Source organism: Paenibacillus sp. FSL H8-0280 (assembly GCF_045040665.1).
Taxonomy (GTDB): Bacteria; Bacillota; Bacilli; order Paenibacillales; family Paenibacillaceae; genus Paenibacillus; species Paenibacillus xylanexedens_A.
The window spans coordinates 1,551,367-1,563,484 of record NZ_CP150296.1; the positions used below are offsets into that span (position 1 = coordinate 1,551,367).

General features: G+C 45.9%; 12 protein-coding genes and 5 tRNA genes. 12 read left to right on the plus strand and 5 right to left on the minus strand.

Annotated elements, in window-relative coordinates; genetic code table 11:
• Positions 1 to 263: 263 nt before the first annotated feature.
• On the plus strand, positions 264 to 2,486 hold the full coding sequence (locus MHI12_RS06785; RefSeq protein ID WP_260632584.1) for a Tex family protein: 2,223 nt from the start codon (positions 264 to 266) through the stop codon (positions 2,484 to 2,486).
• A 180-nt stretch (positions 2,487 to 2,666) separates the two neighbouring features.
• Here MHI12_RS06785 and cmpA read toward each other — a convergent pair whose 3' ends face one another.
• Together cmpA and MHI12_RS06795 are read right to left on the minus strand one after the other, a co-directional pair.
• The gene (gene cmpA, locus MHI12_RS06790) at positions 2,667 to 2,810 is read right to left on the minus strand and encodes a cortex morphogenetic protein CmpA (protein ID WP_017690033.1); all 144 of its coding nucleotides are present in this window, start codon (positions 2,808 to 2,810) and stop codon (positions 2,667 to 2,669) included.
• Between the two features lie 182 nt (positions 2,811 to 2,992).
• Positions 2,993 to 3,349 (minus strand): hypothetical protein, encoded by a 357-nt coding sequence (locus tag MHI12_RS06795; protein WP_036669053.1) that lies wholly within the window; start codon positions 3,347 to 3,349, stop codon positions 2,993 to 2,995.
• A 119-nt stretch (positions 3,350 to 3,468) separates the two neighbouring features.
• Between MHI12_RS06795 and MHI12_RS06800 the strand changes: the two genes are divergently transcribed.
• From MHI12_RS06800 to MHI12_RS06820, 5 genes are all read left to right on the plus strand, one after another.
• Positions 3,469 to 3,930, plus strand: coding sequence for a SprT family protein (locus tag MHI12_RS06800; RefSeq protein ID WP_017690031.1), 462 nt, complete (start codon positions 3,469 to 3,471; stop codon positions 3,928 to 3,930).
• A gap of 137 nt (positions 3,931 to 4,067) precedes the next feature.
• A complete protein-coding gene (locus MHI12_RS06805) occupies positions 4,068 to 4,775 on the plus strand; it encodes a response regulator transcription factor (protein WP_127551303.1) in 708 nt (235 codons plus the stop codon).
• Positions 4,753 to 6,369 (plus strand): sensor histidine kinase, encoded by a 1,617-nt coding sequence (locus tag MHI12_RS06810; RefSeq protein WP_405171931.1) that lies wholly within the window; start codon positions 4,753 to 4,755, stop codon positions 6,367 to 6,369. Before MHI12_RS06805 ends, MHI12_RS06810 begins: the two co-directional genes overlap by 23 nt.
• 90 nt (positions 6,370 to 6,459) lie before the next feature.
• Positions 6,460 to 6,535: transfer RNA gene (locus MHI12_RS06815), tRNA-Asn, on the plus strand.
• Between the two features lie 6 nt (positions 6,536 to 6,541).
• Positions 6,542 to 6,630: transfer RNA gene (locus tag MHI12_RS06820), tRNA-Ser, on the plus strand.
• 221 nt (positions 6,631 to 6,851) lie between these two features.
• Here MHI12_RS06820 and MHI12_RS06825 read toward each other — a convergent pair.
• Positions 6,852 to 7,550: an ArsR/SmtB family transcription factor gene (locus tag MHI12_RS06825; RefSeq protein WP_405171932.1), complete on the minus strand. Its 699-nt coding sequence runs from the start codon at positions 7,548 to 7,550 to the stop codon at positions 6,852 to 6,854.
• Between the two features lie 107 nt (positions 7,551 to 7,657).
• Here MHI12_RS06825 and MHI12_RS06830 point away from each other — a divergent pair, with 107 nt between their 5' ends.
• Both MHI12_RS06830 and MHI12_RS06835 read left to right on the plus strand, forming a co-directional pair.
• Entirely contained in the window at positions 7,658 to 8,317 is a 660-nt protein-coding gene (locus MHI12_RS06830; RefSeq protein WP_405171933.1) for a flavin reductase family protein, read from the plus strand.
• Between the two features lie 93 nt (positions 8,318 to 8,410).
• Entirely contained in the window at positions 8,411 to 9,082 is a 672-nt protein-coding gene (locus MHI12_RS06835) for an MgtC/SapB family protein (protein ID WP_017690026.1), read from the plus strand.
• A 76-nt stretch (positions 9,083 to 9,158) separates the two neighbouring features.
• On the opposite strand, the gene MHI12_RS06840 is transcribed toward MHI12_RS06835, so the two are convergent.
• Together MHI12_RS06840 and MHI12_RS06845 are read right to left on the minus strand one after the other, a co-directional pair.
• The gene (locus MHI12_RS06840) at positions 9,159 to 10,043 is read right to left on the minus strand and encodes a Cof-type HAD-IIB family hydrolase (protein WP_405171934.1); all 885 of its coding nucleotides are present in this window, start codon (positions 10,041 to 10,043) and stop codon (positions 9,159 to 9,161) included.
• A 4-nt stretch (positions 10,044 to 10,047) separates the two neighbouring features.
• Positions 10,048 to 10,824 (minus strand): DeoR/GlpR family DNA-binding transcription regulator, encoded by a 777-nt coding sequence (locus MHI12_RS06845; RefSeq protein WP_047842021.1) that lies wholly within the window; start codon positions 10,822 to 10,824, stop codon positions 10,048 to 10,050.
• A 307-nt stretch (positions 10,825 to 11,131) separates the two neighbouring features.
• Between MHI12_RS06845 and MHI12_RS06850 the strand changes: the two genes are divergently transcribed.
• The 4 genes from MHI12_RS06850 (at position 11,132) to MHI12_RS06865 (ending at position 12,080) form a co-directional block, all read left to right on the plus strand.
• Positions 11,132 to 11,203 (plus strand) — tRNA-Glu (locus tag MHI12_RS06850).
• A gap of 106 nt (positions 11,204 to 11,309) precedes the next feature.
• Positions 11,310 to 11,385: transfer RNA gene (locus tag MHI12_RS06855), tRNA-Lys, on the plus strand.
• Positions 11,386 to 11,402: 17 nt separating this feature from the next.
• Positions 11,403 to 11,485: transfer RNA gene (locus MHI12_RS06860), tRNA-Leu, on the plus strand.
• A gap of 169 nt (positions 11,486 to 11,654) precedes the next feature.
• Positions 11,655 to 12,080, plus strand: a complete 426-nt coding sequence (locus tag MHI12_RS06865) for a helix-turn-helix domain-containing protein (protein WP_405171935.1) — start codon at positions 11,655 to 11,657, stop codon at positions 12,078 to 12,080.
• Positions 12,081 to 12,118 lie beyond the last annotated feature (38 nt).

Consider the following 12,118-nt stretch of genomic DNA (forward strand, 5'->3'; position numbering starts at 1 on the left):
TTAAAGTTTTAAAAAAAGGGAGGACCGAGGAGCGTCGTGATGACGTTTTTCGGTCTTTTTTTGACGTAATGGGGAAGGCTGGAGGATGACATCATTCTGTCAGAACTTGTATGCTTGCGGATTGATGGAAATCTGGACGTGATTCTGTGATAATATAGGGTAGAGTGGAAGAAACAAATGGTTTAACTATACTGTAATTACAGCAGCAAAGCTGCCCTGAAATGATTGTAACGAACGATTCAGGAAGGAAAGAGGGATTTATTTTGTCTGAACAGGAAACGGTTCTGGAACCCAATGAAGAAACAATAAAGGCAGAACGCCATGAACGAATCATCAAACAGGTAGCCAAGGAACTGTCACTGTCCTTGAAGCAGGTCCGCACAACGTCGGAGCTTCTGGACGAAGGCAATACGATTCCATTTATCGCCCGCTACCGTAAGGAAATGACTGGAGAGCTGGATGAGAACCAGCTGCGATCGATTGAAGAACGCATTGTTTATCTGCGCAATCTTGAGGATCGCAAATTGGAAGTCATCCGTATTATAGAGGAACAGGGCAAACTGACCGGAGAACTTAAGCAATCCATTACGCAGGCTGTGAAGTTGCAGGAAGTGGAAGATTTGTATCGACCTTACCGTCAGAAGCGGAAAACGCGTGCCAGCGTGGCAAAAGAAAAAGGTCTTGAACCCCTTGCGGTATGGATCTGGGGTCAACCGAAACAAGGAGATGCACTCCAGGAAGCTGCGAAATATATCAATGCTGAACTGGGTGTAGAAGATGCGGAGTCGGCGCTTCAGGGAGCCAAAGACATTCTCGCGGAGAATATCGCAGACGATGCTGCCATTCGTGCCTGGATTCGTCGGTACACCTTGGATCACGGGATGCTGACTTCGGAAGCGAAGGATGCTCAAGAGGAGTCCGTGTACGAGAATTATTATGATTACCGCGAATTAGCCAAAAAGATGCCTCCACACCGTATTCTCGCAATTAATCGCGGTGAACGTGAGAGTATTCTGAAAGTCGGCTTGGACGTACAGGCAGAACCGGCTCATCGCCATATGGAAGGACAGATCATTCGTGGTGCTTCTGCCGTGCAGGATATCCTGCGTGATGTGATTGAAGATGCATACAAGCGGCTGATTGCGCCTTCCATCGAGCGTGAAGTTCGTGGAGAGCTCACGGAAAAAGGTGAAAATCAGGCCATTTCAGTATTCTCGGCCAATCTGCGTAACCTGTTACTTCAACCGCCGATTCATGGCAAACGTGTGTTGGGGGTCGATCCGGCCTACCGTACAGGTTGTAAACTGGCTGTAGTAGATGATACGGGCAAGTTGCTGGAAGTGGCTGTGACCTACCCAACGCCACCACACAACAAGAAACGTGAAGCTGCGGAAGTATTCCACCGGATGATCAAGCAATATGATATTGGACTGATCGTTATCGGTAACGGTACGGGATCGCGTGAAACGGAGCAGTTTGTTGCCGAGATTATTCAGGAGAACGGTGATGAAAGTCTCGTATATCTGATTGTTAACGAAGCAGGCGCGAGTGTATATTCTGCATCCAAACTGGCCCAGGAAGAGTTCCCGGATCTGGATGTTGCGGAGCGCAGTGCAGCTTCCATTGCACGTCGTGTACAAGACCCGCTGGCGGAGTTGGTTAAGATTGATCCAAAAGCCATTGGCGTGGGTCAATATCAGCATGACGTCTCCCAGAAGATTCTCGAAGAAAGCCTGAAGGCTGTCGTGGAATCCGCAGTTAACCATGTGGGTGTGGACGTGAATACGGCATCACCTTCGTTGCTGTCATATGTTGCCGGAGTTAACGCTACGATTGCCAAAAACATCGTGAAGTACCGCGAAGAAAATGGCCGGTTTACGAACCGGCGTCAGCTTCAGAAGGTGCCACGTCTGGGTGCGAAGACTTATGAGCAGTGCGTAGGCTTCATGCGTATTGGTGAGGGCGAGAACCCGCTGGACCGTACACCGATTCACCCTGAGTCTTACAAGGTAGTGGATCAGCTGTTCAAGGAGCTTCAGGTTGCACTGGACAAGCTAGGCAGCAAGGAACTGTCGGTATTACTGTCAGAGCAACAGCCAGAACAATTGGCTGTGAAACTGGACGTAGGTGTGCCTACATTGCGTGACATTCTGGACAGCTTGCAGCGTCCGGGGCGTGACCCGCGTGAAGAAATGCCGTTGCCAATCTTCCGTACAGATGTATTGAAAATTGAGGATCTGGTGGAAGGCATGGAGCTGCAAGGTACGGTTCGGAACGTTATTGATTTTGGTGCCTTTGTTGATATTGGGATCAAGAGTGATGGGCTTGTCCATATCTCACAGCTCAGCAACGGATATGTTAAACACCCGATGGATGTTGTATCTGTAGGTGATAATGTAACGGTCTGGGTTATGAATGTGGATACCAAAAAAGGCCGTGTCGGCCTTACGATGAAGAAGCCTGCTTCTGCGCAGCAGTCTTCTTAAATAGTAGGATTGGAGAACAGCCTTCCCTGACTAGGAAGGCTGTTTGTTGTCGACAGTAATAGTCCCGTTATCCGTTCTAATTCCTCAAGTAAGTACGGTGGGCAATATGTGCATTTTCTTAAAGTGCGTGTTCAAAAGACCATCCTTCGTAATCCGTTGCAGACTTTTATGAACTACCTCTTAAAGTTCGTTCTCCGCGCTGCGTGGTGTGCCATTTGCTGGTTTGTTACGATAAAAGAACCAGCATTCGTTCAGCAACTTGATTTGCCGGCTGTCCTTTTTGTGAAATGCACGCATCAGTTGATTGCAAAGCCATTGAGGCAAGGGTATCTCCTCCTCTTGCATAATTCATCTGTACGTTAGCATATGTGGCAATAGCCTGGACTGTGCGGGATAAGTGGAGGCCTCCGGCAAATCAATCTTGTTCACTCAAAAAAAAGCACAAATCCCAATTCAGGGAAATGTGCTTTTTGTTCTCATCATTATAAAATGATAACTGCGGTGAATTAGAGAGCTTCCATCTCTTCTTCATACCATTGTTCCAATTGGGCCTGAAGAGCCCGGATTTCGGTAAGCAGAGAAATCAAGGGATAATGGCTTTCACGTAATACTGCAAAAGATTCTTCAAGCGCATTGATATAATCAAGGCCACCGATGATAGTAAGATTTTCGTTTAGGAGATCGAGGCTGTCACATTCGGCGATCGCCCAAGGCAGGACAGGGACATCTGCTGCAGTGAGTTTATCAATTTCCTTGTGCAGGCGCAGGTTGAGCGCACTGAGTTGATAGGCGTAATCTGCCGGCATTTCCACGAACTGCAATTGTTGTTCCTGCTGCAGGATGACATAGCGCATTGTAGGCATAACGAGTAATAATCTCCCCTCATACATTCTACTTGACAGTGTAGCCTACGAAACGGTTAAAATTCAAGTATTATACCGGAAAAACAAATGCTCCGAGGGGGTGCAAGGAGAGGATATCGATGGAAAATGAGGAATTGCAACAATGGATTGAACAGGTATCACTGGATCATTTCGGAGTGCCGTTCACCCATGAGGCTTTGTTTAATAGTCGCCTGACCACGACGGGTGGGCGTTATATGCTCAAAAGTCACCGGATTGAGATCAATCCGCATCAACTCGAAGCCTACGGGCGAGATGAGGTTGAGAAAATCATCAAACATGAGTTGTGTCACTATCATCTGCATATTCGTGGGCGCGGCTATCAGCATCGCGACCCGGAATTCAAGGCTTTATTGCAGAAGGTGGGCGGCTCGCGTTACTGCCAATCACTTCCTGATGGCAAAGGCAGAAAGCCGCTGCCATATCGTTATAAGCTGGTGTGTAAGAGCTGTGGTACGGAATATTTGCGCAAGCGGAAAATAGATCCGAAGCGTTACCGTTGTGGTCGTTGCGCGGGAAAACTGGGGCTTCACGACATATAGTAATTTTGTTTTGGAGTATAGAGCGGATGGATCTTAAGAAATTTGTAAATCTTTTGTTGGATTTCCTGTCATTTATCTGATGTAAACTGTTCATCAGTCCACATAATCCAGTTTAAATGAAAAGGAGGAGTGACCCTTTGAAGGCCCACAGTGTATTGGTTGTTGATGATGATCCCGATATCAGCAATGCGATCGAAATTTTTTTGCGTAGTGAAGGAATCGGGGTCTACAAGGCGTCGAATGGGGAAGAGGCATTGCAAAAGCTCCAGGCTCATTCTGTTCAGCTCATTATTATGGATATTATGATGCCTGGATTGGATGGACTGCAGACGACACTGGAAATTCGTGAAACCTCTAATGTGCCAATTATAATGTTGTCTGCCAGAACAGAGGATTATGATAAAATCGTAGGTTTGAACATCGGTGCGGATGATTACATAGCCAAGCCATTTAATCCATTGGAACTTATGGCAAGGGTAAAGTCCCAGTTACGACGTTTCACCGGCCTGGGTGCGCAGATACATCAAAGTTCCGAAGATGCAGAACAGGAGATTCAGGTTCGTGGCCTGGTATATAACAAACAGAAGAAAACAATGACCTTGGAAGGAGAAGATGTTAGGCTGACGCCAACCGAATTTCACATACTTAGGCTTTTTATGGAGAATAAGGGCCGGATCTTTGCTATTGATGAAATCTATGAACGTGTATGGAAAGAGCCTGCCTTTCAACCGGAAAATACAGTCGCTGTTCACATCCGCAGAATCCGTGAGAAGATTGAATTTAATCCCAGAGAACCCAAATATATAAAGGTGGTGTGGGGTATTGGTTACAAACTGGAAGAATAATATGCTGGCTTACGGAGTTCGGATAGTAGCGATGATTTGTTTTACACTGGTGTTTATGAAGCTTGCTTCATTGAGGTATGAGATGCGATTCATTTATAAAGATTGGAATGTATCTGGTGTTATACCTTTGATCCTGCTCTTAGTCATTGGTACGGCGTTACTTGTGACTGCAAATCGTATTCCTTTGCCTGAGAATAGCAAATATCGGAAGGTGACAATCTGGTGGAGTGAAAAACTTTCCTTGGATGCACATTTTATTACCTTATGTATAGGGTCCTTTCTACTGTTAAAAGTACTAAACGGGGTGACTTCAGATTATGGGATAACTCCTTACTTTTTCACTCGTCGATGGATAAATGATATTTTTGTTTATTTTATAGGCATGTTCATCGCTGGTCTCGGAGTGTGGTTTGTTGGTGTGCATGTAAGGGGGGCTGTCCGGTATATCGGGAATATGTCCAGCCATAGGCCAATACGAAACGAGATATGGGTATGGAAATGGTACAGTTTGGTGAAAAAGATTTTGGAGCAAGGCGAGCCGACTGACAAAAAAAGAATTCAGCGTTTAATCTTATTATGTATGGTGCAATGTCTTATGCAATTAGCGGTTATTTCTCTCGCGTCCATTAAGTCTTCAATGGTCACTCCATTTGTGTTTTTGACAGTTCTGATTAGTGTTTTCTTGGTATATAGTATGTTTCAACTGATTCATGTGGCGCAGCAACTTACGCAAGCGGCTAAGGAAATGGGAGAAGGCCGGTTCAATGTGCAGTTCCCAGAGCATGTAACAGACATAATGCAACCATTGGTGACACAGATGAGCGGAATGAGACAAGGGCTCCAGAATGCAATGAAAGAACAGGTTACGAGCCAGCGTATGAAATCCGAGTTGATCGCTAACGTTTCTCATGATCTGAAAACACCTGTAACCTCTTTGGTTAGTTATATCGATCTGCTTAAGCGCGATGAGGGCACAGAGGAGGAGAAGGCTGGATACATTCAAGTTCTGGAGCGGAAAACGCAGCGTCTGTGTTTGTTGGTGGAGGACTTATTTGAAGCAGCGAAAATGGCGAGCGGAGATGTGGAACTTCATTTAAAACAGATAGACATGGGGGAGTTACTTCGACAGGCTGTAGCAGAATATAGTGATTCGTTCGAGCAGGCAGAGTTACAGATAAGGATTCGAGAGGAGACTGAGCCTGTATACGCAATGGTGGACGGCAGTCGGATGTGGCGTGTTATGGAGAATATGTTGGGAAACGTTTTGAAATATGGTCTGCCCCAATCCAGAGTCTACATTGAACTGATCGAACAAGGAAATCAATTGGAATTTACGATCAAAAATGTATCCGCATACGAGATGGAGTTCTCATCGGATGAGATTTTTGAACGTTTTAAGCGTGGGGACCGTTCCCGTTCAACGGAGGGTTCAGGTCTAGGCTTGTCCATCGCCAGAAGCATTGTTGAATTGCATGAAGGTTCTATGGGAATACAAGTGGACGGAGACGTATTCAAAGTAAGTGTTTGCCTTCCACGAGCAGACAGGGACATGATCCAAAATACTACCCAACTGGCGATGACCTCTTCCTTCTGAGAGGAAGAAAGCAATACAATTAGGAAATCTTGACAGGTCTGTTGACTTGGATTATTAATCATGATAGATTAATCTTATTCAAGTTAATTTTCCCTGATAGCTCAGTTGGTAGAGCACTCGACTGTTAATCGAGTTGTCACAGGTTCGAGCCCTGTTCGGGGAGCCATTTCTTGGAGAGATACCCAAGTGGCTATAAGGGGACCCTCTGCTAAGGGGTTAGACTGCGTAAGCGGTGCGAGGGTTCGAATCCCTCTCTCTCCGTTCTGAATTAAACTTCTCTGCAAAGGGATGAGAACCCTAAAGGTTCGTCGGAGCATAAGCTTCGTTAGCAATACTTCGCAGTCTCGAACGAAGAGAGAGTACCGCTCTCTCTCTGTTCCGATTGACAAAAAATCCTCTTCACATTAGACCGGTTAACGGTCAGTGTGAAGGGGATTTTTTGCGTTTACTGATCTTTGGTTATCCCTCGTATACGCTTCAGCCTAAAGTGTAATGCTCAACACCTCGTATAAACCTTTCTTGCCTGCTTCCGTTACTTCGACAGAACGACTTCCTGTTTTTTGACGAATCCAGTCCAGTTCCGCTAACTGATGTCTGAGTTGTTCCCCAAGCATACCTGAGATATGATGACGGCGTTCGCTCCAATCCAGACATTTGCGAGCGATGGCCCGGCGTGATCCCGGCTTCATCTGAAGTTCAATTCCGAACGTAGTGAACCACTGTATTCCTTTCTCTGTAACTTGATAATCCTTGCTGTGTGCCTCTTCGGGGTCTGAAAGATACCCCTTCTGTACTAAGGCTTCACAGAGCGAGATTCCCAATTTCCCGGCCAGATGACCATAACAGGTCCGTGCATGACTCAGTTGTTGAAGCTGATCGGATTGTTTGAGAGAGCGGATCTGTACAGGCGGGGCAATACTGGCCATGCTTTCAATCAGATTAGCAATTTCTTTGTTTGCAAGACGGTAGTATCGATGGCGTCCTTGTTGTTCAACTTCGAGTAATCCTCCCTCTACGAGTTTAGCTAGATGGCTGCTTGCCGTCTGGGGAGTGACACTTGCCATATGAGCAAGCTCTCCTGCGGGCAACGCACGGCCATCCAGTAAGGATGACAGAAAAATAGCGCGGCTTGAATCAGCGATTAACGACGCAATAACAGTAATATTCGGATATACATTCATACTTCGATCATACCTGAACTATTACTGTATTACAATCGAGTTGTATCGTCCCATATGGGTCAGATTGAGCTTATAAAGCATTGGAATGGGAACAGGAGAGGTACAGGATGAAAAAGATAACGAAACAGGACTTTGCTACAGAGCAGTTGTCCGCGAGTCCAGCAGTGATTCAACATGAGACGGTTAATCCCAGTATTTTATATTATGGTACGCCTGTAGTGCTGCTAAGCACATTAAATGAGGATGAGTCAACCAACTTGTCACCATTATCCTCGTCTTGGGCACTGGGGGATTGTCTGGTTCTCGGTCTAGGTATACAGGGCAAAGCCTATGAAAATCTGAGTCGACATCCGGAGTGTGTGATTAATTTGCCGGATGCTTCTATGTGGAGACAGGTTGAGGCATTGGGTCGTTATACGGGAGTCACACCGGTTCCTGAGGAGAAAATGAAGATGGGCTATGAATATTGTCATGATAAATTCACTGTAGCTGGACTAACATCTGAATGCTCGGTTCAGGTGGCACCAGATAAAATAGTTGAATGTCCGCTCCAGATTGAAGCGGCTGTACAACACATACGTATTCCCGAACATACACCGTTCATGGCGATTGTTGAAGTGAAAGCGTTGAAGGTACACGCGCACACAAGACTAATATCTGGACCGAACAAGATTAATCCGGAGGAATGGCATCCGCTGATATATAATTTCAGACATTATTTCGGATTGGGCAAGAGACAAGGGGAAAATTTCCGGGCAGAGAATTGACCTGAGTGGAGGCTTTTTATTAGTCAGGGAAAGATTGGGTAATAGTAAAGATAGACTCATGTAAGCATATACATAATGAAAGAGGTGATGTGCATGGAAGTGGAATATTTGATGCGTGTACTCATAGCTGGAATATGTGGTGTGCTAATCGGATATGAGCGCAAGAATCGAATGAAAGAAGCGGGAATCCGTACTCATTTTGTGGTCGCCGTTGGTGCTGCCCTGATGATGATTGTATCGAAATACGGATTCCAGGATCAGGCTGGCTGGGACAATCTGTCCCTGGACCCTTCAAGGATCGCTGCACAAGTCGTTAGTGGTGTGGGGTTCATTGGAGCCGGCATGATCTTCACACAGCGTCACACGGTCAGGGGATTGACCACAGCGGCTGGCATATGGGCTACGGCAGGCATGGGACTTGCTGTGGGTTCAGGTCTGTATTGGACGGGTGCGGGCGTGACACTGCTTATTGTCGTGGCACAGATGTTACTGCATAGACCCACACGCTGGCTGGTATCCGCCCGAACAGAGACGTTAACCATCCATCTGCAAAATGAGGGAGAGGCCCTGAAGACTGTTTTGGCACTGCTGGGACAGGAGAAGATCTCAGTCATCGGATTTAAGACTGAACAGCAAACAAGCACAGACTCCGTGGAAGAGACCGTGCTTGAATTCACGTTGCAACTGCCCGGTTCATACCGGGGAGAGCAACTAATTATTTTGTTACAGGATGTGCCTCACGTTCGATCTGCGGAGTTAAAATGAAGAGAGCCTGCATGGATCAACAGGTGATCATGCAGGTTCAGTGCTTAATTCAGTATGGGTTCATTTACTGACCCTCTCAGACAATCGTTTCCGGACGGGACACCGGTTTACCTTGAAGCAGGCACTCGATGGCATGGGCAACACCGTGCTCCACATTGGTCAGCGTTATGGCTTTGGCTAATGCCTGGATTTCGGGTTCGCCATTACCCATGGCGATGCCGAGTCCTGCCATTTTTAACATGGAGACATCGTTGAAGTTATCGCCGATCGCTACTGTATCCTCCATGGAGATGTTCAGGTGAGCCGCCAGTTTGGTGAGGGCATTACCTTTTGATACGTCCGGGTGCTGCATTTCGAAGTTATGCTCAAAGGATACAACCATGGCGACATCGGATCGGGAAGCGAAGTATTCTCGTCCTGTCTTTACTTTGTCCGGATTCATGGAGAAGGCCATAATATTATAGATGTAGGCTTCTGCCGGAATTTCGAGATGGCTGTTTACGCGGTGGTAGTCTTTTTTGTCATAGTGTTTCTTGATGGAGCGAATCATGCGTGCAATGTCCTCACCAGGGTTTGAACCAAGAACACGTTCCATCTCGGCGAGCAAGGTCTCATGACTGCTACGCGGGGCATAGATGCCTTGTTGTGTTGAAGCCTCATAATAGACATCATGATCTTCCAGCCACTGCATGACGGAAGCTGCTGTGTCACGCTCGAGTGGAAGATGGAATAAACGTTCACCGTCTGCGTCATGAATTGTCGCTCCGTTGGAGCCGATAATTGGGGTTTTGATTCCGCCTTCGCGGCTGATGGTCACAACATCGGAATAAACACGTCCTGTTGCAATGGTAACTTTCATACCGGATTGCTGGGCCTTTTGGATGGCTGCGGCATTCTCCGGGCTAATCTGGCTATCTATGTTCAACAAAGTTCCATCTAAATCTGTGGCAAATAATTTCATATATTTACAACTCCTTATCATCTGTTGGTTCAGGAATGAGAATCTCAACCTGTTGTTCGGCTAGAAAAACAAGCCATTCTTTGGTTGGCCATTGATCCGTAATCAATACATCCACCAATGACCAGTCGGCAAAACGATAACCATAACGTCTATCAAACTTGGATTGATCTGCAAGAACAACAACTTTCTTGGCAGCTTTCATCATTTGGTGTTTAATTTTCCCTTCCTCTTCGGAAGCACTGAAGCCATCCATGGTGATACCGCCAATTCCGATAAAGGCTTTATCTACATAATAGTGGGAGAGGGTCTCGATAACAGAGGTACCGTAGACATAACGTTGTTCCTTATCTACTTTGCCTCCGAGCAAACGAATCTGGACAGCAGTGTGATTGGAGAGAAGATCAGCGGAATGAATCGAATTAGTAATGACGGTACAGGATTTGCCGTTTAAGTTCTCGGCACAGGCCTGTACAGTCGTGGAAGAGTCCAGAATAATGATCTCGCCTTCCCTTACAATGGCCGCAGCGAGTTTGCCGATAGCCCTCTTTTCCTCAGATACATCGAGTAAACGGTCTTTGTAGGATCTGAATTCTTGCGGAGGAGGGGGGAGAATCGCGCCGCCACGGGTTCGGATAATGGCATCCTGTTCCTCGAGCTTAATCAGATCCCTGCGTGCAGTATCCCGTGATACATCAAACAAGGCGACAATATCATCGGCTGAGATGCGATTGTGTTTGCGTAGATGTTCAACAATGAGCTGCATTCGTTCTTCTTGAAACAAACATGTCACCTCCGAGTGTATGGATGACCGTACTTATACTGATACTTTAATTATAAGTATTTTTAATGTGATTTGCAATATTATAAGTGAACGTAAGTTTTTATAAGTGTTTTAATGGATGATTTACATTGTTCCTGCACGGAGATGACACTGGCATGAATGGGGAGATGGCTAATAACGGGGCTCAGAAGAACAGTATGCAATGGGCAAAAAGGCTTGAAAAATAAATTTTAAAAAAAGTATTGCAAGTTCAAATTGTCCTGTGGTATACTCATTCTTGTCGCCAAGAAAGACAACTTGTTATTAGGGCCCGTTGGTCAAGGGGTTAAGACACCTCCCTTTCACGGAGGTAACAGGGGTTCGAATCCCCTACGGGTCATATCTTCACCACCTCATGAGATCTACATTTTCGATGAGTAATCCTCAAAGTCATTGCTCTTATAGACAAGAATGAAGCGTGGCACATCCGGTGAAGTTTACAGCAAGAGCCATTAGCTCAGTTGGTAGAGCACCTGACTTTTAATCAGGGTGTCGAAGGTTCGAGCCCTTCATGGCTCACCATTTTTACAATTGAATATGCGGTCGTGGTGGAATGGCAGACACGCTATCTTGAGGGGGTAGTGGGTGTATACCCGTGGAGGTTCGAGTCCTCTCGACCGCATCACAGCAACAATATAAGATAGACTTCTATGATCATTCATGGGAGTCTATCTTTGTGTTATACGATATACCTCATCCTGTTCCAGGCATATAAAGGCTGAGCATTCAGGAATAATGTGGTATAATTCAAGCAGATGAGTTGATTATTACGGTTGGAAGGCGGTTCTTGTATGCAGTCGATCTATGAGCGAATTGAACACCTGATTGCCGAACGAGGGATGACCAAGAAGGCTTTCTGCCAACAGCTGAAGATTAGCACAGGCAATCTGGGTGATTGGAAACGTGGCAAGTCTATTCCGAGTACGAATAAATTAATTGAGATTGCTTCGTTTTTTGATGTGAGCCTCGACTGGCTCATGATTGGACGTCCATCGAAGGAAGCGATGGTTCGGGAAAAACGGGAGGATTATTTTTTTGACGTTTTGCGGCAATTGAATTGCCAAGAAAGTGAATTATCGACTGTGGAACAGTCTTTTATCAGCGAATATATTGAGTTCACCCGTTACCGCAAATCGAAAGAAAGTAAGGATCCAGGCGACTATCGCTACAAACCTGAGAACAAATCAGAGAACGATTCTGAGGAAAACGAAGCGTAAGTGATATGAGCAGCATCCATAGACTGAATGTACAAAAA

What these genes read in the sequence shown, in the direction of transcription:
- MHI12_RS06795 (WP_036669053.1), bottom strand. Translation starts at nt 3,349, where the DNA reads ATGCCTACAATGCGCTATGTCATCCTGCAGCAGGAACAACAATTGCAG.
- MHI12_RS06800 (WP_017690031.1), top strand. Translation starts at nt 3,469, where the DNA reads ATGGAAAATGAGGAATTGCAACAATGGATTGAACAGGTATCACTGGAT.
- MHI12_RS06825 (WP_405171932.1), bottom strand. Translation starts at nt 7,550, where the DNA reads ATGAATGTATATCCGAATATTACTGTTATTGCGTCGTTAATCGCTGAT.
- MHI12_RS06830 (WP_405171933.1), top strand. Translation starts at nt 7,658, where the DNA reads ATGAAAAAGATAACGAAACAGGACTTTGCTACAGAGCAGTTGTCCGCG.
- MHI12_RS06835 (WP_017690026.1), top strand. Translation starts at nt 8,411, where the DNA reads ATGGAAGTGGAATATTTGATGCGTGTACTCATAGCTGGAATATGTGGT.
- MHI12_RS06840 (WP_405171934.1), bottom strand. Translation starts at nt 10,043, where the DNA reads ATGAAATTATTTGCCACAGATTTAGATGGAACTTTGTTGAACATAGAT.
- MHI12_RS06865 (WP_405171935.1), top strand. Translation starts at nt 11,655, where the DNA reads ATGCAGTCGATCTATGAGCGAATTGAACACCTGATTGCCGAACGAGGG.